Here is a 23,959-nt window from a genome sequence, read left to right as displayed (position 1 = left end):
ACTATACCCAACCTCGCTCGCGGGCGAGACGCACTGCCGTGTGCCGGTTCTCCGCGCCCAGCTTCGTCGCCGCCGAGGACAGGTAGTTCCGTACCGTCCCCTGCGACAGCGAGGCCCGCTCCGCGATCTCCGCGATCGGTGCCCCGTCCGCCGCGAGTTCGAGCACCTCCGCCTCCCGGGCGGTCAGCGGCGAGTCCCCCGCGCTGATCGCGTCGGCCGCCAACTCCGGGTCCACATAACGGCCTCCGGCGTGCACGGTCCGGATCAGCTCGGCCAGCCGCTGCGCCGAAACGGTCTTCGGGGCGAAGGCCCGCACCCCCGCCGCCAGGGCCCTCTTCAGGTGCCCGGGACGGCCGTGACTGGTCACGATCATGGTCTTGCAGCCGGGCAGTTCGGCCCGCAGGGATGTGGCGACACTCACACCGTCTGCCCCCGGCATCTGCAGGTCCAGCACCGCCACGTCCGGCCGGTGCGCCCGCGCCATCGCCAGCGCCTCGGGGCCCGAGGCCGCCTCCGCGACGACCAGCAGGTCGTCCTCCAGCGCGAGCAGCGCGGCCAGCGCCCCGCGGATCAAGTGCTCGTCGTCGGCGAGCAGTACGCGTACGGGGCTCACGCCCGCACCTCCAGTTCTTGCTGTCGTCGGTCCGGGATCCGTGCCAGCAGCCGGAAGCGGCCGTCGCCGACCGGTCCCGCCTCCAAGGTCCCTTCCAGGGCCGCGAGCCGTTCCCGCAGCCCGGCCAGACCCGAGCCCGGCGGCCCGGCCGGGGCCTCGGGTGCCCCGTCGTTCTCCACCACCAGCGTCACGGAGCCCGCCTCCTCGGCGGTCAGCCGGATCAGGCAGCGGTGCGCGTCCCCGTGCCGCAGGATGTTCGTCGTCGCCTCCCGCACCACCCAGCCGAGGGCCGACTGGACCTCGGACGGCAGCTCCCTGCCCCGAGCGGCCCGGAAGTCCACGCGGCAGTCCATTCCGGCCGCGCTGAGCACCCCGCGCGCGCCCTCCAGTTCCACCGCGAGGTCGGCCTCCCGGTAGCCCCGCACCACGTCGCGTACCTCCCGCTGGGACTCCTGGGCGATCCGCTGAACCTCGATCATCTGCTCGACCGCCTCCGGACGTTCGCGCCGGGCCAGCTGTATCGCCAGCTCGCTCTTGAGCGCGATCACCGCGAGGTTGCGGCCCATCACGTCGTGCAGGTCGCGGCCGAAGCGCAGCCGCTCCTCCGCCACCGCGAGGCGTGCCTGGACCTCGCGGGCCTGGTCGAGCTCGTGCACGGTCCGCAGCAGCCAGGCCGAGAACCCGCTGGTGGCGGTGAAGAACAGGCAGCACAGCAGCACCCCGAGGAAGTAACCCAGAGCATGTGTGGCCGGCAGGCCCAGGGCGAGCACGGCCACCCCCGTCCCGGTCGCCGCGACCGGGGCGACGTAGCGCATGTTCCGCACCGATTGCATGCAGAGCACGAGCGATCCGGTCGTGAAACAGGTGAGCCCCAGCACCAGCATCGGAGCCAGCGCCGGCTCGTCGATCCTTCCGGCCGCCTTCAGGGCGAGGATGCCCAGGACGGCAGCGGCCGTCAGGGAGGCCGTGGTCGCGGCCAGCCGGGTGGGGCGTTCGCGCCGCCCCACCACCCAGGTGAGCGCCTCGGAGGAGAGCACCCCGCACAGCACCGCATGGACGCACAGCAGCATGAAGAGCGAGAGGGGCAGCGCCAGGTCGGAGGGGTCCTCGGCGGCGGCTCCCAACGCCGGCAGTCCGAACGACGTGATCTCGATGAGCACGAACAGGTGGAACGACCACCGCGTGTACAGCTCGACCTTCCCCGCACTGCTGCGGTTCTTCCACCACCCGGTCATCTTCGACACGGTTCCCGTCCCCCGACTCGTACTACCGGCGCGGTTCCCAGCGGAACCACCGCGGAACAGCAAACACGGAGTTGACCGTCCAGGCCAGCGTGACCAGACAGGCCCCCACCAGGTCCGCGTCCCCCGCACCGCTCCACCCGGCCCGTACGAGGGTCATCACCCCGCTCAGCGGCAGCAGTTCGCACAGCGAGGCCACGACGTCCGGGAGCGCGTCCGCCGGGAGGAACAGCCCCGAGCCGAGCGCGGTCGCCAGGAACAGCGGCAGCGTGGTGAGGCCCGCCGTCTCCACGGTGCGGGTGACGGAGCTGGTCAGCGCGGACAGTCCGGCCAGCACCACGATGCCGGCCAGGACGGCCACCACGAGCAGCAGGGGGTTGCGCGGCATGGGCACGTCCAGGACGGCCGCCCCGGCCACGGCGAGGACGACGATCTGCCCGAACGCCAGGACTGCGGCGGGCAGGGCGGTCCCGGCGAGGATCTCCAGGTCGTTCGCCTCGCCCGTCCGGAGCCGCTTGAGGACGAGCTCCTCGCGCCGGGCGACGTAGGCGGACACCAGGTTCATGTGGACGACGAGGATCAGCACCATGCCGATCCCGCCCGTCAGGGTCGCCACCCCGACCGCCTCGGCGCCCTCGGCCCCGCTCAGCGAGGAGCGCAGGACGAACACCATCAGCACGGGCATCAGGACGGCCAGGCTGAGCGCCGCCCGGTTGCGCACCAGGAGGGTGAGCTCCGAGCGGCCGAGCGCGGTGAGCCGGCCGGGGTTCAGGGTGAGCGTGGTCATCGGGTCCCCGCCTTCGTGTCGTCCTCGGTGCGGGTGCCGGCCGCGGTGCGGGTGCCGGCCGCGGTGCGGCGGTTCTCCGCGATTTCCAGGAAGGCCTCCTCCAGGGAGGCGGACCGGGCGTCGAGCCCGGCCAGTTCCACGCCGTTCTCCCGGGCCCAGCCGAGCAGTTCGGTCAGGTCCTCCTGGAGCCGTCCGGTGCGGATCTCCACGCGCTGCCCGGAGGCGGCCGCCCGCAACGACAGCGGCAGCCGCGCGGCGGGCACCCCGTCGGGCAGTGCGAAGCGGATCCGGGCCGGGCGGGTGGCGGTCACCTCGGCCGGGGTGCCGCAGAGGACGAGTTCCCCCTCGTGGAGGATGGCCAGGCGGTCCGCGAGCTCCTCGGCCTCCTCCAGGTAGTGCGTGGTCAGCAGCACCGTGGTGCCCTGCGCGCGCAGTTCCCGGACCAGCGCCCAGGTGTCCCGGCGCCCCTCCGGGTCCATGCCGGTGGTCGGTTCGTCCAGGAAGAGCACCTCGGGCCGGCCGAGCAGGGCCAGCGCCAGGTCCAGGCGCCGCCGCTCACCGCCGGAGAGCTGTTTGACGCGTACGGCGGACCGGGCGGCCAGGCCGACCAGTTCCAGCACCTCCGCCGCCGGGCGGGCGCCGGTGGTGACCCCGCTCCACATCCGGACGGTCTCGGTCACCGTCAGGTCGGAGGGGAAGCCGCCCTCCTGGAGCATGACCCCGGTTCGCGGGCGGACCTCGGCCCGCCGTGTGTGCGGATCGAGCCCGAAGACGCGTACCCGGCCCTCGCTCGGCGCGGCCAGCCCCTCCAGCAGTTCGACGGTGGAGGTCTTGCCCGCGCCGTTGGTGCCGAGCAGGGCGAAGATCTCGCCCCGGGCCACGGAGAAGGAGACGCCCCGTACGGCCTCGAACCCTCCGGTGTAGCCGCGGCGCAGGCCCTCGGCTTCGATCACGGTGTCAGTCATGATCCAAGCCTCGCGGCGCCGGCGCCGGGTCGGCAGTGCGTGCTGTCACCGCCGCCGATGACATTTGTCAGGGAGCCGCGGCGCCCCGGGCGTCGAGGTCGGGGAACACGAAGAAGGCCCCGATCGCAATGATCGGGGCCTTCTGCACACAGAGCGGACGACGCGACTCGAACGCGCGACATCCACCTTGGCAAGGTGGTGCTCTACCAACTGAGCTACGTCCGCATGCACTGCATTGCCGTGAGGCGATGCGTGCATCACTCTACCCGATCCACAACAGTGGTCCGGAAGTGATGCAGAGCGGGTGACAGGAATTGCACACTGCGCCTTCCCTCTGGAAGAGGGATGTTCTGCTACTGAACTACACCCGCACGACCTTCGGGGCTTTGACCTGCGGTCTGGCCCCTCGGCGTGATCCACACACTAGCCGATGGATGGGGGTGCATGGCAAATCGACGCTCAGTGGGCCGCGTTGTAGGCCTCGTAGATCTTCTTCGGGATGCGCCCGCGCGGCGGCACCTCGTACTGGTTCGACCGGGCCCAGGCGCGGACGACCGCCGGGTCCGGGGCGACGGCGGTGTGCTTGAAGGCCTTCCCCGAGCGCGACTGGCGCCGGCCGGCGGCCACGAAGGGGGCGAGGCCCTTACGCAGTTTCTTTGCGTTCGCCGCATTGAGGTCGATCTCGTAGGACTTTCCGTCCAGAGCGAACACGACCGTTTCCGCCGCTTCTCCGCCATCGATGTCGTCGGAGAGCGTGACTACTACGCGCTGCGCCACGGATATCGGTCCCTTCGTGCGACGTCGCCACCCGCTGACGTGCGGTGATGTCGCCTGTGTGGATGTTTCGGGGCAATGCAACTTTCATCCGGAATCCGGAGTGATTCCTTTGTACCGCGATTCCCATTGCAATGCGAAGCCCAGTTAATTCTCTCCGCGTGTCCCGCCGCAATGCCGGGTGCGTGGTTTTCCGGCGGATTTTGCGAAGCGTTGGTGAAGCCGAAACGACCCGGTGATCATGCCCCTGGGATATCTACCCGCGTAGAAATTTCGGCCGGGTACGCTGATGGAACCGCCTTCGCACCAACCACACACGGGAGTGCCCGATGGCACGCGTCGTAGTCGACGTCATGCTCAAGCCGGAGATCCTCGACCCCCAGGGCCAGGCGGTGCAGCGTGCACTGCCGCGCCTGGGCTTCGAAGGGATCGCCGACGTCCGCCAGGGGAAGCGCTTCGAGCTCGAGGTGGAGGGACCGGTCGACCAGGCCGCCCTCGACCGCATCCACAAGATGGCCGAAACGTTCCTCGCCAACACCGTCATCGAAGACTTCACCGTGAAGGTCGAGGCCTGACGGTGACCACTCGCATCGGAGTCGTCACGTTCCCCGGAACGCTCGACGACCGTGACTCGCTGCGCGCCGTCCGCCTCGCGGGGGCCGAGCCGGTCTCGCTGTGGCACCGCGACAAGGACCTGCACCAGGTCGACGCGGTCGTCCTCGCGGGCGGCTTCTCCTACGGGGACTACCTGCGCGCCGGAGCCATCTCCCGCTTCTCGCCGGTGATGGAGACCATCATCGAGCAGGCCAAGGGCGGCATGCCCGTCCTGGGCATCTGCAACGGCTTCCAGGTCCTCACCGAGGCCCACCTGCTGCCGGGGGCGATGCTCCGGAACAACCACCTGCACTTCATCTGCCGCGACCAGAAGCTGCGGGTGGAGAACGCGGAGACCGCGTGGACCGGCGACTACACCGCCGGCCAGGAGATCTCCGTACCGCTCAAGAACATGGACGGCCGCTACACCGCCGACGAGCGCACGCTCGACGAACTGGAGGCCGAAGGCCGAGTGGCCTTCCGGTACCTGGACGGCAACCCGAACGGCTCGCTGCGCGACATCGCCGGCATCACCAACGCCGCGGGCAACATCGTCGGCCTCATGCCGCACCCCGAGCACGCGGTCGAGCCGCTGATCGGGACGGGCCGCACCGACGGCCTCCCGTTCTTCACCTCGGTCCTGAAGAAGCTGGTCAGCGCATGAGCCTCGACACCGTCAAGAACGCCACCGAAACCCCGGACGCCTCCCAGCCCTGGAAGGAACTCGGCCTCAAGGAGGACGAGTACGCCCGGATCCGGGAGATCCTCGGCCGCCGCCCCACCGGCGCCGAGCTCGCCATGTACTCGGTCATGTGGTCCGAGCACTGCTCGTACAAGAGCAGCAAGGTCCACCTGAAGCAGTTCGGTGAGAAGGCCCCCCAGAACGACGCCATGCTCGTCGGCATCGGCGAGAACGCCGGCGTCGTCGACGTCGGCCAGGGCTACGCGGTCACCTTCAAGGTCGAGTCGCACAACCACCCGAGCTACATCGAGCCCTACCAGGGCGCGGCCACCGGCATCGGCGGCATCGTCCGCGACATCCTCGCGATGGGCGCCCGCCCGGTCGCGGTCGTGGACCCGCTGCGCTTCGGCGCCGCCGACCACCCCGACACCCGGCGCGTCCTGCCCGGCGTCGTCGCGGGCATCGGCGGCTACGGCAACTGCCTGGGCCTGCCCAACATCGGCGGCGAGGTCGTCTTCGACGCCTGCTACCAGGGCAACCCGCTGGTCAACGCCGGCTGCATCGGCGTGATGAAGCACGAGGACATCCACCTCGCCAAGGCCTCCGGCCCCGGCAACAAGGTCATCCTCTACGGCGCCCGCACCGGCGGCGACGGCATCGGCGGCGTCTCGGTCCTCGCGTCCGAGACCTTCGACGACACCAAGCCCACCAAGCGCCCCGCCGTGCAGGTCGGCGACCCCTTCCAGGAGAAGCTCCTCATCGAGTGCACCCTGGAGATCTTCAAGGAGAAGCTGGTCGCGGGCATCCAGGACCTCGGCGGCGCCGGGCTCTCCTGCGCGACCTCCGAGCTCGCCTCCGCCGGTTCCGGCGGCATGCGGGTCGAGCTGGACACCGTGCCGCTGCGCGACGCCACGCTCTCGCCCGAGGAAATCCTCATGAGCGAGTCGCAGGAGCGCATGTGCGCCATCGTCGAGCCGCAGCACGTCGACCGCTTCATGGAGATCTGCGAGAAGTGGGACGTCATCGCCACCGTCATCGGTGAGGTGACCGAGGGCGAGCGCCTGGAGATCTTCTGGCACGGCGAGCAGATCGTGGACGTGCCCCCGGGCACCGTCGCCCACGAGGGCCCCGTCTACAACCGCCCCTACGCGCGCCCCTCCTGGCAGGACGCGCTCCAGGCGGACGACGCCGGCAAGCTGCCCCGCCCGCAGACCTCCGAGGAGCTGCGCGCCCAGGTCCTGGCCCTGGTCTCCTCCCCGAACCAGGCCTCGAAGTCGTGGGTCACCGACCAGTACGACCGCTTCGTGCAGGGCAACACCGTGCTCTCGCAGCCCGAGGACGCGGGCATGGTGCGCATCGACGAGGAGTCCAACCTCGGCGTCGCCATGGCCACCGACGGCAACGGCCGCTACGCCAAGCTCGACCCGTACACGGGTGCGCAGCTGGCGCTGGCGGAGTCGTACCGCAACGTGGCGGCGACCGGCGCCAAGCCCCTGGCCATCTCCGACTGCCTGAACTTCGGCTCCCCCGAGGACCCGGACGTCATGTGGCAGTTCGCCGAGGCCACCCGCGGTCTCGCGGACGGCTGCCTGGAGCTGGGCACCCCGGTGACCGGCGGCAACGTCTCGCTCTACAACCAGACCGGCGACATCGCGATCCACCCGACCCCGGTCGTGGCGGTCCTCGGTGTGATCGACGACGTCAACCGCCGTACGCCGATGGCCTTCAAGGAGGCCGGCCAGCTGCTGTACCTGCTGGGCGACACGGCCGAGGAGTTCGGCGGCTCGGCCTGGTCCCAGGTCGTCCACGACCACCTCGGCGGCATGCCGCCGAAGGTGGACCTGGGCCGCGAGAAGCTGCTCGCGGAGATCCTGATCTCCGCCTCGCGCGACGGCATGATCGACGCCGCGCACGACCTGTCCGACGGCGGCGTGATCCAGGCGCTCACCGAGTCCTGCCTCAAGGGCGGAAACGGTGCCCGGATCGTGGTGCCCGAGGGCCTGGACGCCTTCACCTTCCTGTTCTCCGAGTCCGCGGGCCGCGCCATCGTGGCCGTCCCGCGCAGCGAGGAGCTCCGCTTCACCGACATGTGCGGTGCGCGCGGCCTGCCGGTCGCCCGCATCGGTGTGGTGGACGGCGAGGAGATCGAGATCCAGGGCGAGTTCACCCTCCCCCTGGCCGAGCTCCGCGAGGCCCACGAGGCGACCATCCCGGCGCTGCTGGCCTGATCCCCGGCGACAGCCCGCTCGAAGCCCCGCACGCAGTGCCGTGCGGGGCTTCGGCGTCGGGGCCCGCGGGGAAGCGGCCGTAGCGATTCCGTGGCCCGGCGGCCCTTCTGGCCTGCCGGGCGTCTCCGCATACTGACCGCGTGAGCATCGTCAAACACCTGCCGGACGCCGCGATACCCGAAGGCGGCGCCCCGGCCTGGCGGGTGGCGGACGCCCAGCGCTGGCTCGAAGCGCGCGTCCCCGCCGCCTTCGCCCCGATCGTCGTCGGCTGGGTCCTCGTACCGCTGGTGCTCCTCTCGATCGCCCTCGTCGCCCGGAACACCCCCGACACCCCGGGACACGGCACCACCTGGGCCGGATACGCCCCCGCGGTCCTGCTGCTGTCCCTCCCCGCCTGGTACCGGTTCCTGCCCGCCGCCACCCTCGTGTCCACCCCGGTGATCGCCGCGGACGCGCTCCGGAGCCTCCACGTCCTCGGTCCCGCCGACGGCGCGGCCCGGGTCGGCGGGGTGCTGATGCTCGTCCTGTGCGCCTGGGCGTTCGCCGGGTCCGTGCTCCGGCTGCGCTCGCGCCGGCGCGGGCGCGAGCTGTTCCTCGCCGCCGCCGGGGACGCCCGCGCGGCGATCCCCGAGAACCTGCCGGACGGCCACCGCCACCGCGGCCGGTGGCTGCTCGTCGCCGGCGCGGCGGCGTGCCCGGCCGCCGCCGCGCTCCTGGTGTGGGGCCTCGCGCAGGATCTCGGAGCGGGCCCGGAGCACCCGTACGACGCGACGGGCCAGCAGGTCCTGGCCATGCTGCTGCTCGTCCCGGGCGTCCCGCTGCTCGGCCGCGGCCTCACCGCGCGGCGCGCCGCCCGGCGGCTGCACGACGGGCCCCAGCCGGTGGTGCGCGTGGGCGTCCGCGAGCACCGGTCCGGGCCCTTCTGGCTGGTCGCGGACGCCGACACGCCGACCGCCCCGCCGCTGATCGCGTTCCGGGACCGCTTCGACGACGGCTACCGCAGCCGCGCCCCCGAGACCCTCCTCGGGGGCCCGGAGAGCCGGCTGCGGGCCGACCACCACGACATCGACCGCCGGGCCGAGCCCTACGAGGCGCTCCTGTACGGGGTGCCCTGCGAGGGGGCCGAGGTGATCCTGCGGTACGCCGTCTACCGCGGAGACAGCCGGATCGTCGACGCCGTCAGGGCGGTGCCGCTGCTGCCCTTCCTCCGGCGCCACCTGCGGTCGTCCTGGAGGCCGGCGGGCACTTCGTACACCCTCGTGCGGCGGGCCGAGGAGGAGAAGCGCAAGCAGCGCGCGGCGGATCGGCCGAGCGGCTCGGGGAGTTCCTGCGGCTCCTCCGGCGGCTGCGGCTCCAGCGGTTGTTCCAGCAGTTGCGGCAGCAGCTGCGGGGGCGGCTGCGGTGGCGGCGACTGATCCGGCAGACTCGCCGCATGGCATCCAGGACCCGCACCCGAACGTACGACCCCGCGAAGATCCGCGCGGCCGTCACCGCACAGTTCGCGCACGTCGTCGGGGCGGTGGCGGACCTCGGGCCGCAGCAGCTGGCACGGCCCAGCGGGCTCGGGGACTGGACCGTGGCCGAACTCGCCGGGCACATCGCCTGGATCGCGGACTCGCTGGCGGGGGGCCTGGCCCGGCCGCCCGCCGCCGTCGCCGAACTGTCGGCGGTCGAGTGGCCCTTCGCCACCGCCTCCCTCGCCGGGAAGATCTCCGAAGCGGCCCGGGAGACCCTGACCGGGGCCCCGCTGCCCGAGCTGTACGACCGGGCGGCCGCCCGGATGGCGCGGGCGCTCGAGGCGAACCCGGGCGAGCGGGTGCTGGACCTGTGGATCGGGGACATGACCCTGGCCGACTTCCTGGTCACCCGGACCGTCGAGCTGGTGGTCCACACCGACGACCTGAACCGGGCCGCCGGGCTGGACATCCCGATCGACCGGCAGGCCCTGGCCGCCTGCACCCGGCTGCTCGCCGACGCCCTCGCCCTCAAGGCGCCGGGCGGCGCCGTGGAGGTCCGCGTCCCGCCCTTCGCCGTGGTCCAGTGCGTCGAGGGCCCGCGGCACACCCGCGGCACCCCGCCGAACGTGGTGGAGACCGACCCGCTGACCTGGATCCGGCTCGCGACCGGCCGTACGGGATGGGCCGAGGCCCTCGACGCGGCGCAGGTACGGGCCAGTGGCGAGCGGGCCGACCTGTCGGCGCTGCTCCCGCTGATGGGCTGAGGGGAGCGATCACGGTGGAACCGTCGCGCCGCCCGCTCCGTCCCAGGGACATGCCCGGAATCCGGTACGTCCCCGCCTCCACGGCCCTGGCCCTCGCCCTCACGCTCGCCCTGGCCGGCTGCGGCCGGTCCGAGGACGGCCGCGGCGTCCGGCTGCCCGATCCCGTGGGCTCCTGGGCCGTCGAGTCCCTGACCACGGGCGGCCGCACCCTGCACGCGCCCGAGTCCGCCCACCTCGACATCGGCCGCGACCAGGTCAAGGGCAACTACGGCTGCAACGGCTTCACCGCGGCGGCGGCCTTCGACGGCTCCTCCGCGGTGACCGTGACACCCGGCGCCTCGACCACCATGGCCTGCGCGGACATGGAGTTCGAGACGGCCTTCGCCAAGCTGTTCCGGGGCAGGCTGGCGATCGACCGGGGACCCGATCGGCTCACCCTGAAGACCGCCGACGGGAGCACCATCGCCATGACCTCGGCGCCCGCGGTCACGGACGCCCCGCTCACCACGACCGAGTGGACCGTGGAGTCCCTGCTCAGCTCGGGGACCGCGGCCTCCCTGCCCACCGAGGCGGCCGGGAAGGCACGGTTCACGATCGCCCCGGACTTCACCGTGAGCGGCATCCTGGGCTGCAACCGGTTCAGCGCGAAGGCCACCGTGGAGGGCTCCACGATCACCTTCGGGCCGCTGACCTCGACCAAGATGGCCTGCGAGGGAGCGGTGGGCGAGGTCGAGCGGACACTGACCGAGCTGTTCGGCAGCGGCCCCCTCACCGCGAAGACCGAGGGCCGGACCCTCACCCTCACCGCCCCCGACGGCAAGGGCCTGACCGCGAAGGCGGCCTCCGCCGCCGAGTGAGGGCGGCGGCGGTCAGGCCGGGTACGGGAGGAGCTGGGCGTCCAGCTTTTCCCAGGCCGCGCGGAGCTGCGCCAGTCGGGCCGGTTCCGCGGCGGATCGGTCGGCCTGCTCGCGGACGTCCCCGGCCAGGTCGAACAGCTGGTCCTTCCCCGCCTTGCCGCGGTAGTACTTCCAGTCGCCGCGGCGCAGCGCCCGCTCGCCGCGGACCCGCCAGAACAGGTCCCGCTCGGCCGGCTTCTCGCCGCGCAGCAGGTATCCGGCGAGGCTCACCCCGTCCAGCGGGTGGGCCCGGTCGGGCCGGGCCCCGGCCAGTTCCAGCAGCGTCGCCGTCCAGTCCGGGCTGAACACCGGGACGTGGCTGACCTGCCCGCCGTCCAGCCGGGCGGGCCAGCGCGCGATGTTCGGCACCCGGATCCCGCCCTCCTGCAGGGAGGCCTTGTTGCCGGACAGCGGCCAGTTGTACGAGAAGCGCTCGCCGCCGTTGTCGCTGGAGAAGACGACGAGGGTGTCCTCCTCCTGGCCGGAGCGCTTGAGGGCCTTCAGCACCTCGCCGATCGAGCGGTCGAGGTCCTCGACCATCTCCTTGTACTTCTCGACCGAGCCGCCGTCCTGGTGCCACAGGGCGCGCCCGTCGCCCGCCTTGATCCGGCGGACGATCTCGGCGCTCTGCCCGGTGTCCCCGTCGGCGATCCACGGCCAGTGCGGGGTGGTGAAGTTGAGGTTCAGCAGCCACGGCTTGCCGTGGTGGTCGCGCGAGACGTACTCGCTCGCCCGCTCGGTGATGATCCGGGTGTAGTAGCGCAGGTCCTTGTACTCGGCGTCGCCCTCGTACAGGTCGTACTCACCGCCCAGGCCCAGCTTGGAGTAGTACTCCAGGGCGCCGCCGAAGTTGCCGAAGAACTCGTCCCAGCCGGACCTCGTCGGGCTGTAGTCGGGCAGGTAGCCCGCGTGCCACTTGCCGATCAGCGCGGTGGCGTAGCCGGCCGACTTCAGCAGCGAGGCCAGCGTCGGGTGCGTGGGGTCCAGGCCGACCGACTTGTCGGCGATCGGCTCGGCGAGTCCGCCCCTGGTGCGGCCCGGGTAGCGCCCGGTGTAGAGGCTGAACCGGGTCGGCGAGCAGGTCGCGGAGCCCGAGTAGGCATCGGTGAACCGGACGCCCTGGCGGGCGAGGCGGTCCAGGTTCGGGGTCTTGATGTGCGGGGAGCCGTACGAGGAGAGGTCGGCCCAGCCCAGGTCGTCACCGAGGATGAACAGGATGTTCGGCCGGCGGGACGGCCGGGGCCGCCCGGCCCGGAACTCCCGCTCCTGCGGCAGGTCCCGCCCGTCCCCGGCGGCCGGGGCGGAGGCCGGGGCGGCGGCCGCCGGGGAGGCGCCCAGCCCCACCGCCGCGGCGGCCGCGCTCACGCCGACCGCGCCGCCGAAGGCGCGCCGGGACAGGTTGGGTTCGTACGAGGTCACAGGTACTCCAAGGCATGGCCCGCCGGCCCGCCCCGGGCGGCGCGGGACGGCGCGCGGCACGGCAGGGCGGGCTCGGGCAGGGATCAGGAAAGGAAAAGAGCGGAAAGCGGCGTGTGACTACGCAGAACAGCGACAGATGGCGCTCGCGACACGGACGAGGTCCACGTGCCGGCGCTCGACGAGGGTGACGGTACGGTCACCGAGAGGCTGCATGGGGCGAGAGCCTGTACGAATGCCCATGCGCCTGTCAACAAGGGCATTCCGGATACCGAGACGGAATGGATCGGTCACCCTCTGTGCTGTGACATTTCCCGGCCGTCCCCAATTCGGACCAGTGGTCGATCTCGCCTACACTCGGGAGCGTGCCTCGTGGTGATGGACGACTCAACCACGACCTGCTCCCCGGCGAAAAGGGCCCCCAGGACGCTTGCGGCGTCTTCGGTGTCTGGGCTCCGGGTGAAGAGGTCGCCAAGCTCACCTACTTCGGACTGTATGCCCTGCAGCACCGTGGACAAGAGTCCGCGGGAATCGCTGTGAGCAACGGTTCCCAGATCCTCGTCTTCAAGGACATGGGCCTCGTTTCCCAAGTCTTCGACGAAACCTCTCTCGGCTCGCTCCAAGGTCATATCGCGGTCGGTCACGCCCGCTATTCGACCACCGGGGCCTCCGTCTGGGAGAACGCCCAGCCGACCTTCCGCGCGACCGCCCACGGCTCCATTGCCCTGGGCCACAACGGCAACCTGGTGAACACCGCCGAGCTTGCCGAGATGGTCGCCGACCTCCCCCGTCAGGACGGCCGTGCCACCCAGGTGGCCGCCACCAATGACACCGACCTCGTCACCGCCCTGCTCGCCGGTCAGACCGACGACGAGGGCAAGCCCCTGACCATCGAGGAGTCGGCCGCCAAGGTCCTGCCTCAGGTCAAGGGCGCCTTCTCCCTCGTCTTCATGGACGAGGGGACCCTCTACACCGCCCGTGACCCGCAGGGCATCCGCCCGCTGGTCCTCGGCCGCCTGGAGCGCGGCTGGGTGGTCGCGAGCGAGACCGCCGCCCTCGACATCTGCGGCGCCAGCTTCGTCCGCGAGGTCGAGCCGGGCGAGCTCATCGCGATCGACGAGAACGGTCTGCGCACCTCTCGATTCGCGGAAGCGAAGCCCAAGGGCTGTGTCTTCGAGTACGTCTACCTGGCGCGCCCGGACACCGACATCGCCGGCCGGAACGTCTACCTCTCGCGTGTCGAGATGGGCCGGCGCCTGGCCAAGGAAGCCCCGGTCGACGCCGATCTGGTGATAGCGACGCCGGAATCCGGCACGCCGGCCGCCGTCGGATACGCCGAAGCCAGCGGGATCCCGTACGGATCCGGCCTGGTCAAGAACGCCTACGTGGGCCGGACCTTCATCCAGCCCTCGCAGACGATCCGCCAGCTCGGCATCCGGCTCAAGCTCAACCCCCTCAAGGAAGTCATCCGGGGCAAGCGCCTGGTGGTCGTCGACGACTCGATCGTCCGCGGCAACACCCAGCGCGCCCTGGTCAAGATGCTCCGCGAGGCCGGCGCGGCGGAGGTCCACATCCGGATCTCCTCGCCCCCGGTGAAGTGGCCGTGCTTCTTCGGCATCGACTTCGCCACCCGGGCCGAGCTGATCGCCAACGGCATGACGGTCGACGAGATCGCCACCTCCCTGGGCGCGGACTCGCTCTCGTACATCTCGCTCGACGCGATGGTCGAGGCGACCACGATCCAGAAGCCCAACCTCTGCCGTGCCTGCTTCGACGGCGAGTACCCGATGGAGCTGCCCGACCCGCAGCTCCTGGGCAAGCAGCTGCTGGAGTCCGAGCTCGCGGGCGGCACGGACGCCGCCGACGCGCTCCGCCGCCCGTAGCCCTCGCTCAACCTGCGCCGGGCCCTGTCTTTGAGGCTTCTCCCAGGGCCCGGCACCACACGCAGTAACGACACGAAAGCTCTCTCCTGTCATGACAGAGAAGACCACCGGTGCCAGCTACGCAGCCGCAGGCGTGGACATCGAAGCGGGCGACCGCGCCGTCGAGCTGATGAAGGAGTGGGTGAAGAAGACGCAGCGCCCCGAGGTCCTCGGCGGCCTCGGCGGCTTCGCCGGCCTCTTCGACGCCTCCGCCCTCAAGCGCTACGAGCGCCCGCTGCTCGCCTCGGCCACCGACGGCGTCGGCACCAAGGTGGACATCGCCCGCCAGCTCGGCGTGTACGACACCATCGGCCACGACCTGGTCGCGATGGTCATGGACGACATCGTCGTCTGCGGCGCCGAGCCGCTCTTCATGACCGACTACATCTGCGTCGGCAAGGTGCACCCCGAGCGTGTCGCGGCGATCGTCAAGGGCATCGCCGAGGGCTGCGTCCTCGCCGGCTGCGCCCTGGTCGGCGGCGAGACCGCCGAGCACCCCGGCCTGCTGGGCCCGGACGACTTCGACGTGGCCGGTGCCGGCACCGGCGTGGTCGAGTACGACCGCCTGCTCGGCGCGGATCGCATCCGTACGGGTGACGCCGTCATCGCGATGGCTTCGTCCGGCCTTCACTCGAACGGGTACTCGCTGGTCCGCCACGTCCTCTTCGAGCGCGCCAAGATGTCGCTGGAGCAGCACGTGGAGGAGCTCGGCCGCACCCTCGGCGAGGAGCTCCTGGAGCCCACCAAGATCTACTCGCTGGACTGCATGGCCCTCACCCGTACCGCCGAGGTGCACGCGTACTCGCACATCACCGGCGGCGGCCTCGCGGCGAACCTGGCCCGGGTCATCCCGGACCACCTGCACGCCACGGTCGACCGTTCGACCTGGACCCCCGGCGCCATCTTCGACCTGGTCGGCAAGGCCGGTCAGGTGGAGCAGCTGGAGCTGGAGAAGACCCTGAACATGGGCGTCGGCATGATGGCCGTCGTTCCGCAGGAGTCGGTGGACGTGGCGCTGACCGCGCTGGCCGACCGGGGTGTCGACGCGTGGGTCGCGGGAGAGATCCTGGACCGCGGCGACCACACCGAGGGCGCGACCATGACCGGTTCCTACGCGAGCTGAGCAGCACTGAAACCCGGCCCGGGGCGATGCCCTGGACCGGGTTTCAGTCTTCTGTCTGTCGTGCAGACGCCTCAGGGCGTCAAGCGCCGCGACGCTGTGACGACGGCCCGGACTCCTCGTCCTCGTCGTCGTCATCCCTGTTGTAGAGGTCCGCGTACCGAGCGTACGGGTCGTCCTCGTCCAGTTCGTCGTCGTCTACCTCGACCGGCTCGCTGACAGGCAGCGGTTCTACGGTCGATGCGCCCAGCTCGTTGGCCAGACGCGAGAGGTCAGTCCCGCCGCTGCTGTACTTCAGCTGGCGGGCGACCTTCGTCTGCTTGGCCTTTGCCCGGCCGCGCCCCATGGCTCGACCCCCTCGGTGACGGGGCTCGACGGCCCCAGAGTCTGACACGCGTTCATGGTTCGGAGCGGGCTCTCCGTGGAGAGACCGTCCGTAGGGGTTTAACGGTACCTGCTTCCGCGGCCATACGGTACGCCGCCCGCATGACGCGCCCCGGTGCAGAACCAACAAGGCGCCCCGTCCTCGCTGGTCAGCTGCGATTTTAACCTTTTCCTGGCGGGCGACCCGCCGAAGTGCAGTGAGTTCCGTCTCGCCGCACCCCGGCGGGCGCACCCGAAGGCCCCGGGAGGGTCCTAGACGGTGCGCGCGGCGCGGCCGTCGGCCATCCGCTGCTCGGCGATGCGGTCGGCCGCCGCGGCCGGCGGAATGCCGTCCGACTTCGCACGAGCAAAGATCTCCAGCGTGGTGTCGAAGATCTTCGTGGCCTTGGCCTTGCAGCGGTCGAAGTCGAAGCCGCGCAGCTCGTCGGCGACCTGGATGACACCGCCCGCGTTGACCACGTAGTCGGGTGCGTAGAGGATCCCGCGGTCCGAGAGGTCCTTCTCGATGCCCGGGTGGGCGAGCTGGTTGTTCGCCGCGCCGCAGACGATCGTCGCGGTGAGCGCCGGGACGGTCTCGTCGTTCAGGGCGCCGCCGAGCGCGCACGGGGCGTAGATGTCCAGGCCCTCGGTGCGGATCAGCGCGTCCGTGTCGACGACGGCGGTGACCTTGCCCGGGTGCTTGTCCAGGATCCGGCGCACGGACTCTTCCCGAACGTCCGTGATCACGACCTCGGCGCCGTCCTCCAGCAGGTGCTCGACCAGGTAGTGGCCGACCTTGCCGACGCCGGCCACGCCGACCTTGCGGCCGCGCAGGGTCGGGTCGCCCCACAGGTGCTGGGCGCTGGCGCGCATGCCCTGGAAGACACCGAAGGCGGTGAGGACCGAGGAGTCGCCGGCGCCGCCGTTCTCGGGGGAGCGGCCGGTCGCCCAGCGGGTCTCGCGGGCCACGACGTCCATGTCGGCCACGTAGGTGCCGACGTCGCAGGCGGTCACGTAGCGGCCGCCGAGGGACTCCACGAACCGGCCGTAGGCCAGCAGCAGTTCCTCGGTCTTGATGACGTCGGGGTCGCCGATGATCACGGCCTTGCCGCCGCCGAGGTCGAGGCCGGCCATGGCGTTCTTGTAGGACATGCCGCGCGAGAGGTTCAGCGCGTCGAGGACGGCCTCCTCGTCGGAGGCGTACGCGTGGAAGCGCGTACCGCCGAGGGCGGGGCCCAGGGCGGTGGAGTGGATGGCGATGACGGCTTTCAGGCCGGTGGCGCGGTCCTGGCACAGCACGACTTGCTCGTGGCCGCCCTGCTCCGTACGGAACAGGGTGTGCAGGACGCCGTCGGTCATTTCGGTCACGGTGGTGACTCCCATGGAAGAGATGCGGCGGAAAGACGCCCGCCCTGCGGGTGGGGGAGGGCGTGCTGGGAGCAGAGTAAGACCTGAGGGCCGCCCGTAGGGGACCTGTCCGAGGATCGAAACACTCCCGTGGTGCGCGGGTGCGGGGGCGCCCCGGAGGTGAACCGGAGCGTGCGGAGGGGCAGTACGAGAGCGTGAGCGAATCCTCCGATCTCCCGCTGCCGTCCGCGCGCTCGGCGCCGACCGTCCCGTACGCCTCCTACCTGCGCGTCTACGAGCCCCTGGCGGCCTTCGCCGAGCCGGAGCGCACGCACTGGGCCGACTACGCCCGGCGCGGGCGGACCCCGACCGCCCAGGACGAACTGCGCCGGTCGCTGTCGGACTTGGTGCGGGTCCCGCTCGTGGGGGTGCCGGCCCACGAGAGCGGCGACGCCTTCACGGCCGTGGTCGACGGGGTGCTGCTGGTCTGCCCGTGGCGCACCCGGCTGCGCGGCTGGCTGGCCCTCCAGGAACTGGTCGAGTCGTTCCCGCGCCCGGTGCTGGACGCGGCGCTCCCGCCGGGAGCGCGCCGCAGGGCGGCCGAGGACTACGAGCGCTGGCGCGAGGGGAACCCGGACGCGCGCCCCTGGATCCGTACGGGGGTGTGGCAGGTGCCGCTGCGCTGGTTCGTGCTGGTGGCGGACGAGGAGCGGGAGCTCGTGCCGGGCGAGCGGCTGCGCTACCGCACGCCGATGGTGCAGGCCCGGCGGCGGCTCGCCCGCGCGCTGCGGACCCTGCGCGACGCGGAGGCGTACGGGATGCTGGCCGACGGGCTGGTGGAGGTGGGGAGCTGGCTGGAGGAGTTCCATCCGCGCTCGATGGTGGAGCTGGACTACGGGGGGCTGGTGCACGCGCTGCCGGCGGACCGGCTCGCGGCCGACCGCTCGGCCGGGGATATCGCGGCGGGAATCGCGGCCCTGCGGTCCGGGGACACGCGGGGCGCGACCGAGGTCTACGAAGAGCTGGCGGAGCGGTGGCGGGCGGTCCGGGAGCGGCTTTTTGCGAATTAGGCCGAAAGGAGCCTGTGTGGCCGGTTTCACCCGGGAGGGGTCAGTACGTATCGCCCGGTATCGGTCGATCGGTCAATACTGGCTGATCAGAGGCTTGATCATGGCATTTGGGACGTAGTGCCAGGACCTTCGTCCCGATACGGGCCATTGGCCCAAGCGTGACGGACCGCACTAACTACACCCTTGCGCCCTTCCCCTACCCTCGTGCCAAAATAGGACAAGGAGTCCGGGGAGGGTTCCTTCCGCCCAACTAAGGGCGGAATGCTCGGCATTGCACTCTACGGGGGGTCTGATGACTCCTGATCGCTCTGTGACTGATCGTCACAGTGGGGTGACTGTCCGTTATAGGGCGGTCCATCGGCTTCCGCCGCTGATGAACACCTCGGAGGGCAATTCCGTCGGTTTGGCCGTCGAGGCTGGACGGATGGTGTAGTTGTAGTGCCGAGGACAAGCCGTTCGTCCTATAACCGACTCGGCCCGCGTATGTCCATTTCGGGCAACGCGGGCCAAGGTGCAGAATTTAGAGGAAAGAACCGAGATGGTTCGGTTCTCCCGAGGAGGCCGCTCATGACCGCTCGCACCCCTGATGCCGAGCCGCTGCTGACCCCGGCTGAGGTTGCCACGATGTTCCGCGTGGACCCGAAGACGGTCACCCGCTGGGCCAAGGCTGGCAAGCTCACGTCCATCCGCACCCTGGGTGGACACCGCCGGTACCGCGAGGCCGAGGTTCGCGCACTGCTCGCGGGAATTCCGCAGCAGCGCAGCGAGGCCTGAGGTCGCGTAAACACCCCGCTTTAACGGGTTTATGTCGGGTCCCCCAATCCGATGAAACCCACATGGCTTCATGCGGCCGGGCCTGCCCCAACAGGTTCGCGGCCGTTCGATCGCGCTGGACTCCGCCGGGTCCAGCGCGATCTTTTTATGCCCAGGTCAGGGCGATCCAGAGCGCGCACCGGAGCGCCGGCGGAGTAGGTGCCATTGCACATATTCTATCGAGCGGGCGTATGGGTGCGATAAAAGTATGAGTCCCAAAAACTCATGCGGTGACTCCCGTCACAGATGATCACTCTTGTATATCCGGTAATCCACCCCGTAAAGGGGATGTGCATCGCCGGGCGCATCATGCGAACGGGGGATTCCGGGCGACGGCCGGTCAGGGGGCCGCGCCGAGGGGTCGTGCGGACCGCCCGCGCGCGGCCCGCACGTGGTTCCGAGAGGTCCGGAAGGGTCGGATGGGTCCGGGGAGGTCCGGGGAGGTCCTGAGAGGTCCGGGAAGGTCCGAGGGGCCCCGAGGTGCACTCACGGGCGGCGCGGGCGCTCCACGGGCCCCACGGCGGCTCCCGAGGCCGCCCGGGCGGTGCCGGCCGTCAATGCGTCAGGGCCCGTATCCCCAGAGGGATACGGGCCCTGACGTTTCTGCGAACCTGACGGGACTTGAACCCGCGACCTCCACCTTGACAGGGTGGCGAGCTAACCAACTGCTCCACAGGTCCTTGATTTGCGGCCGCTCGGCGGCTGCGAATCAGACTGTACCGCAGCTCAGGGGGTGCAGTCGAACCGGATCACGGCGCCGGTCACGGCGCCGCCGCATCCACCGCCTTCACGATCCGCTTGTCGGAGATCGGGTACGCCGTCCCGAGCGCGTGCGCGAAGTAACTGACGCGCAGTTCCTCGATCATCCAGCGGATGTCGGTGACCGCCGACGGGACCGGCCGCCCCTTCGGCAACTGCTCCAGCAGCCAGGCGTACTCGTCCTGCATCTCGTGGACCTTCTCCATGCGCGTGGTGTCGCGCTGGACGCCCGTGGGCATCTGCTGGAGCCGCCGGTCCACCGCCACCAGGTAGCGCATCAGGTCCGGCAGCCTGCGCAGCCCCGTGAGCGTCACGAAGCCGGCGGGCATGAGGGCCGCCAGCTGCGTCTTGACGTCCTGGACGTTCGCGACGAGTGCCAGGCTTCCCGTGGACTTCAGCCGGCGCTCACAGGCCTGCCAGGCGGCCAGCACCTGCTGCACCTGGCCCACCGTGCGCACGGTCGTGTCCACCAGGTCGGCGCGGACGGCCTCGTAGAGCCGCCGGAAGCCCGCCTCGTCCCACGCGGGGCCGCCGTGGTCGGCGATCAGCTTGTCGGCCGCCGCGGTCGCGCAGTCGTCGAAGAGCGCCTGGATGGAACCGTGCGGGTTCCTGGACAGGGCCAGCTTCTGCTGGTTGGTCAGGTGGTCCGAGGCGAACTTCGCCGGGTTCACCGGGATGTTCAGCAGGATGAGCCGCCGGGTGCCCAGCCACATCGCCTGCTGCTGCTCGGCCTCGGTGTCGAAGAGCCGTACGGACACGGTCGAGCCCGCGTCCACCAGCGCCGGGTACGCCTTCACCGGCTGCCCCGCCCGCCGGGTCTCGAAGACCTTGGTCAGCGTGCCGATCGTCCAGTCGGTCAGCCCGGTGCGCTCCACCGACTCCCCGCCCGCCCGCTCGGCGGTGGCCGCGGCGGCCTTGGAGAGGGCCTGGCGGGCCTTCGGCTTCAGCCGCAGGCGCAGGGCCTCCAGGTCCTTGTCCTCGGCGAGGTTCCTGCGGCGCTCGTCGACGATCCGGAAGGTGATCTTCAGGTGGTCCGGGATCCGGGCCAGGTCGAAGTCCTCGGCCGAGACCGGCACCCCGACCATCCGCTGGAGCTCGCGCGCCAGGGTGACCGGCAGCGGCTCCTGCAGCGGCACGGCCGTGTCCAGGAAGCGGCCCGCGTAGTTCGGCGCGGGCACGTAGTGCCGGCGGATCGGCTTGGGCAGCGAGCGGATCAGCTCGGTGACGACCTCCTCGCGCAGGCCCGGGATCTGCCAGTCGAAGCCCTCGTCGGTGACCTGGTTCAGCACCTGCAGCGGGATGTGGACGGTCACGCCGTCCGCGTCCGCGCCCGGCTCGAACTGGTAGGTCACCCGGAACTTCAGCTGCCCCTGCCGCCAGGAGTCCGGATAGTCGGCCTTGGTGACCCCGGCCGCCTTCTCCGTGAGCAGCATCTCGCGCTCGAAGTCGAGGAGTTCGGGCTCCTCGCGCTTCTTGTGCTTCCACCACGAGTCGAAGTGCGCCCCCGAGACCACGTGTGCGGGGATCTTCTGGTCGTAGAAGTCGAAGAGCGTCTCGTCGTCCACCACGATGTCGCGGCGCCGGGCCCGGTTCTCCAGCTCCTCCACCTCGGTGAGGAGCTTGCGGTTGTCGGCGTAGAACTTGTGGTGGGTGCGCCAGTCGCCCTCGACCAGCGCGTTGCGGATGAACAGCTCGCGCGAGACCTCGGCGTCGATCCGGCCGTAGTTGATCTTCCGCTGGGCCACGATCGGTACGCCGTACAGCGTGACCTTCTCGTACGCCATCACGGCCGCCTGGTCCTTCTCCCAGTGCGGCTCGCTGTACGTGCGCTTGACCAGGTGCTGCGCCAGCGGCTCCACCCACTCGGGCTCCACCTTGGCGTTCACCCGGGCCCACAGCCTCGAGGTCTCCACCAGCTCGGCCGACATCACGAACTTCGGCTGCTTCTTGAAGAGCGAGGATCCCGGGAAGATCGCGAACTTGGCGCTGCGCGCACCGAGGTACTCGTTCTTGTCGGTGTCCTTGAGCCCGATGTGCGAGAGCAGACCGGCCAGCAGCGAGACGTGGACGACCTGCTCCGGGGCGTCGGCCTCGTTGACGTGGATGCCCATGCCCTTGGCGACCGTGCGCAGCTGGGAGTAGATGTCCTGCCACTCGCGGATCCGCAGGAAGTTCAGGTACTCCTGCTTGCACATCCGGCGGAACGAGGACGAGCCGCGCTCCTTCTGCTGCTCGCGCACGTAGCGCCACATGTTCAGGAACGAGAGGAAGTCGCTGGTCTCGTCCTTGAAGCGGGCGTGGTTCTGGTCGGCCTGGGTCTGCTTGTCCGAGGGCCGCTCGCGCGGGTCCTGGATGGACAGGGCCGCCGCGATGACCATGACCTCGCGGACGCAGTTGTTCTTGTCGGCCTCGATGACCATGCGGGCGAGCCGGGGGTCCACCGGGAGCTGCGAGAGCTGGCGGCCCATCTGCGTCAGCCGCTTCTTCGGATCCTTCTCGGCCGGGTCCAGCGCGCCGAGCTCCTGGAGGAGCTGCACGCCGTCGCGGATGTTGCGGTGGTCCGGCGGGTCGATGAAGGGGAACTTCTCGATCTCGCCGAGGCCCGCCGCGGTCATCTGCAGGATGACGGAGGCCAGGTTCGTCCGCAGGATCTCGGCGTCGGTGAACTCGGGACGTGCGTCGAAGTCGTCCTCGGAGTACAGCCGGATGCAGATGCCGTCGCTGGTACGGCCGCAGCGGCCCTTGCGCTGGTTGGCGCTGGCCTGCGAGATCCGCTCGATCGGCAGGCGCTGGACCTTGGTGCGGTGGCTGTAGCGGGAGATCCGGGCGGTACCCGGGTCGATCACGTACTTGATGCCCGGGACGGTCAGCGAGGTCTCGGCTACGTTGGTCGCGAGGACGATCCGGCGCCCCGTGTGCTGCTGGAACACGCGGTGCTGCTCGGCGTGCGAGAGGCGCGCGTAGAGGGGGAGCACCTCGGTGAAGCGCAGGTTGCGCTTGTTGAGCGCGTCCGCGGTGTCGCGGATCTCCCGCTCGCCGGAGAGGAAGACCAGGATGTCGCCCGGCCCCTCGGACTGGAGCTCGTCCACGGCCTCGCAGATCGCGGTGATCTGGTCGCGGTCGCTGTCGTCGCCCTCTTCCTCCAGCAGCGGCCGGTAGCGGACCTCCACCGGGTACGTCCGGCCGCTGACCTCGACGATGGGCGCGTCGCCGAAGTGCCGGGAGAAGCGCTCGGGGTCGATGGTCGCCGAGGTGATGACGACCTTGAGGTCGGGCCGCTTCGGCAGCAGCGTGGCCAGATAGCCGAGCAGGAAGTCGATGTTGAGCGAGCGCTCGTGGGCCTCGTCGATGATGATCGTGTCGTAGGCGCGCAGCTCGCGGTCCGTCTGGATCTCCGCGAGCAGGATGCCGTCCGTCATCAGCTTCACGAAGGTCGCGTCCTGGTCCACCTGGTCGGTGAAGCGGACCTTCCAGCCGACGGTCTGCCCGATCTCGGACTTCAGCTCCTCGGCGATCCGCTCCGCGACCGTGCGGGCGGCGATCCGGCGGGGCTGGGTGTGCCCGATCATGCCCCGGACGCCGCGGCCCAGCTCCATGCAGATCTTGGGGATCTGCGTGGTCTTGCCGGACCCGGTCTCGCCCGCGACGATCACGACCTGGTGGTCGCGTATCGCCTCGGCGATCTCGTCCTTCTTCTGGCTGACGGGCAGGTTCTCGGGATACGTGACCTCCGGCATCCGCGAGGCACGGCCGGCCAGTCGCTCGGCGGCCTTGGCGGCCTCCGCGGCGATCTCGTCGAGCACGGCCTGCTTGGCCTCGGGCTTGCGGATACGGCGGGCGCCTTCGAGGCGGCGGCCGAGGCGGTGCGCGTCACGGAGGGAGATCTCACCGAGAAGCGTCTGCAGGGCGGCGAAGGAAGTAGACATACCTGGTCGAGGATCTCACCTGGGCCCTCCGGGTGGCGAACGCATTTGTGGGGCGGACCCGTACCATTTCGGGACGAGTCCGCCGGTCGTACGAGTGAGAGGCAGCCCACCTTGTCCCGCCCCCGCCACTTCGGCTGCGCCGTGCTCGCGGTACTGGCGGTACTCCTGGGCTGCGCGGCCCCGATGACGGCGGCCGCGGACGCGCCTCCGACGCGCCCGCCG

Annotated in this window: 20 protein-coding genes and 3 tRNA genes; 10 read left to right on the top strand and 13 right to left on the bottom strand. The window is 70.7% G+C overall.

Annotated features, from left to right (window positions below):
- Position 1: 1 nt before the first annotated feature.
- From ACXNSR_RS18530 to ACXNSR_RS18500, 7 genes are all read right to left on the bottom strand, one after another.
- Positions 2 to 613: a response regulator transcription factor gene (locus ACXNSR_RS18530; protein WP_030009443.1), complete on the bottom strand. Its 612-nt coding sequence runs from the start codon at positions 611 to 613 to the stop codon at positions 2 to 4.
- Entirely contained in the window at positions 610 to 1,848 is a 1,239-nt protein-coding gene (locus tag ACXNSR_RS18525) for a sensor histidine kinase (protein WP_458643339.1), read from the bottom strand. The genes ACXNSR_RS18530 and ACXNSR_RS18525 overlap by 4 nt, the downstream gene beginning before the upstream one ends.
- A 31-nt stretch (positions 1,849 to 1,879) precedes the next feature.
- Complete coding sequence (locus tag ACXNSR_RS18520; protein ID WP_458643076.1) at positions 1,880 to 2,641, bottom strand: ABC transporter permease; 762 nt, start codon at positions 2,639 to 2,641, stop codon at positions 1,880 to 1,882.
- Positions 2,638 to 3,606, bottom strand: coding sequence for an ABC transporter ATP-binding protein (locus ACXNSR_RS18515; RefSeq protein WP_458643075.1), 969 nt, complete (start codon positions 3,604 to 3,606; stop codon positions 2,638 to 2,640). The genes ACXNSR_RS18520 and ACXNSR_RS18515 overlap by 4 nt, the downstream gene beginning before the upstream one ends.
- A 152-nt stretch (positions 3,607 to 3,758) precedes the next feature.
- Positions 3,759 to 3,831 (bottom strand) — tRNA-Gly (locus ACXNSR_RS18510).
- A 74-nt stretch (positions 3,832 to 3,905) separates the two neighbouring features.
- Positions 3,906 to 3,977: transfer RNA gene (locus ACXNSR_RS18505), tRNA-Gly, on the bottom strand.
- Between the two features lie 88 nt (positions 3,978 to 4,065).
- A complete protein-coding gene (locus ACXNSR_RS18500; RefSeq protein ID WP_458643074.1) occupies positions 4,066 to 4,383 on the bottom strand; it encodes a histone-like nucleoid-structuring protein Lsr2 in 318 nt (105 codons plus the stop codon).
- 326 nt (positions 4,384 to 4,709) lie between these two features.
- Here ACXNSR_RS18500 and purS point away from each other — a divergent pair, with 326 nt between their 5' ends.
- From purS to ACXNSR_RS18470, 6 genes are all read left to right on the top strand, one after another.
- Complete coding sequence (purS, locus tag ACXNSR_RS18495) at positions 4,710 to 4,955, top strand: phosphoribosylformylglycinamidine synthase subunit PurS (protein WP_030009438.1); 246 nt, start codon at positions 4,710 to 4,712, stop codon at positions 4,953 to 4,955.
- A gap of 2 nt (positions 4,956 to 4,957) precedes the next feature.
- Entirely contained in the window at positions 4,958 to 5,638 is a 681-nt protein-coding gene (gene purQ, locus ACXNSR_RS18490) for a phosphoribosylformylglycinamidine synthase subunit PurQ (RefSeq protein ID WP_266594917.1), read from the top strand.
- Positions 5,635 to 7,884: a phosphoribosylformylglycinamidine synthase subunit PurL gene (gene purL, locus ACXNSR_RS18485; RefSeq protein WP_458643073.1), complete on the top strand. Its 2,250-nt coding sequence runs from the start codon at positions 5,635 to 5,637 to the stop codon at positions 7,882 to 7,884. The genes purQ and purL overlap by 4 nt, the downstream gene beginning before the upstream one ends.
- A gap of 140 nt (positions 7,885 to 8,024) precedes the next feature.
- Entirely contained in the window at positions 8,025 to 9,299 is a 1,275-nt protein-coding gene (locus tag ACXNSR_RS18480; protein ID WP_458643072.1) for a hypothetical protein, read from the top strand.
- A 17-nt stretch (positions 9,300 to 9,316) separates the two neighbouring features.
- Positions 9,317 to 10,105, top strand: a complete 789-nt coding sequence (locus ACXNSR_RS18475) for a maleylpyruvate isomerase family mycothiol-dependent enzyme (protein ID WP_458643071.1) — start codon at positions 9,317 to 9,319, stop codon at positions 10,103 to 10,105.
- 50 nt (positions 10,106 to 10,155) lie between these two features.
- A complete protein-coding gene (locus ACXNSR_RS18470) occupies positions 10,156 to 10,962 on the top strand; it encodes an META domain-containing protein (RefSeq protein WP_458643070.1) in 807 nt (268 codons plus the stop codon).
- Positions 10,963 to 10,974: 12 nt separating this feature from the next.
- Here ACXNSR_RS18470 and ACXNSR_RS18465 read toward each other — a convergent pair whose 3' ends face one another.
- Both ACXNSR_RS18465 and ACXNSR_RS18460 read right to left on the bottom strand, forming a co-directional pair.
- Positions 10,975 to 12,420: a sulfatase family protein gene (locus tag ACXNSR_RS18465; protein WP_458643069.1), complete on the bottom strand. Its 1,446-nt coding sequence runs from the start codon at positions 12,418 to 12,420 to the stop codon at positions 10,975 to 10,977.
- Between the two features lie 117 nt (positions 12,421 to 12,537).
- On the bottom strand, positions 12,538 to 12,633 hold the full coding sequence (locus ACXNSR_RS18460; protein WP_324617183.1) for a putative leader peptide: 96 nt from the start codon (positions 12,631 to 12,633) through the stop codon (positions 12,538 to 12,540).
- A 149-nt stretch (positions 12,634 to 12,782) separates the two neighbouring features.
- Here ACXNSR_RS18460 and purF point away from each other — a divergent pair, with 149 nt between their 5' ends.
- Positions 12,783 to 14,300, top strand: a complete 1,518-nt coding sequence (purF, locus tag ACXNSR_RS18455) for an amidophosphoribosyltransferase (protein ID WP_030009390.1) — start codon at positions 12,783 to 12,785, stop codon at positions 14,298 to 14,300.
- 91 nt (positions 14,301 to 14,391) lie between these two features.
- Positions 14,392 to 15,462: a phosphoribosylformylglycinamidine cyclo-ligase gene (purM, locus tag ACXNSR_RS18450; protein WP_458643068.1), complete on the top strand. Its 1,071-nt coding sequence runs from the start codon at positions 14,392 to 14,394 to the stop codon at positions 15,460 to 15,462.
- A gap of 79 nt (positions 15,463 to 15,541) precedes the next feature.
- Here purM and ACXNSR_RS18445 read toward each other — a convergent pair whose 3' ends face one another.
- Both ACXNSR_RS18445 and ACXNSR_RS18440 read right to left on the bottom strand, forming a co-directional pair.
- Positions 15,542 to 15,805 carry a DUF3073 domain-containing protein gene (locus tag ACXNSR_RS18445; RefSeq protein WP_030009392.1) on the bottom strand — a complete coding sequence of 88 codons (264 nt, stop codon included), beginning with the start codon at positions 15,803 to 15,805 and terminating at the stop codon, positions 15,542 to 15,544.
- A 290-nt stretch (positions 15,806 to 16,095) separates the two neighbouring features.
- Entirely contained in the window at positions 16,096 to 17,205 is a 1,110-nt protein-coding gene (locus ACXNSR_RS18440; RefSeq protein WP_458643067.1) for a Leu/Phe/Val dehydrogenase, read from the bottom strand.
- A gap of 179 nt (positions 17,206 to 17,384) precedes the next feature.
- On the opposite strand from ACXNSR_RS18440, the gene ACXNSR_RS18435 reads away from it, so the two are divergent.
- Complete coding sequence (locus ACXNSR_RS18435; RefSeq protein WP_458643066.1) at positions 17,385 to 18,239, top strand: hypothetical protein; 855 nt, start codon at positions 17,385 to 17,387, stop codon at positions 18,237 to 18,239.
- A 567-nt stretch (positions 18,240 to 18,806) separates the two neighbouring features.
- The gene (bldC, locus tag ACXNSR_RS18430; RefSeq protein ID WP_003949541.1) at positions 18,807 to 19,013 is read left to right on the top strand and encodes a developmental transcriptional regulator BldC; all 207 of its coding nucleotides are present in this window, start codon (positions 18,807 to 18,809) and stop codon (positions 19,011 to 19,013) included.
- 645 nt (positions 19,014 to 19,658) lie between these two features.
- Here the strand turns inward: bldC and ACXNSR_RS18425 are convergent.
- Together ACXNSR_RS18425 and hrpA are read right to left on the bottom strand one after the other, a co-directional pair.
- Positions 19,659 to 19,732, bottom strand: a tRNA-Asp gene (locus ACXNSR_RS18425).
- Between the two features lie 81 nt (positions 19,733 to 19,813).
- Positions 19,814 to 23,737: an ATP-dependent RNA helicase HrpA gene (gene hrpA, locus ACXNSR_RS18420; RefSeq protein WP_458643065.1), complete on the bottom strand. Its 3,924-nt coding sequence runs from the start codon at positions 23,735 to 23,737 to the stop codon at positions 19,814 to 19,816.
- Positions 23,738 to 23,959: the final 222 nt, after the last annotated feature.

It is taken from the genome of Streptomyces sp. NC-S4, assembly GCF_054353315.1.
Note: the sequence above shows the minus strand (reverse complement) of the source record. Positions and strands in the feature narration are given on the sequence as shown.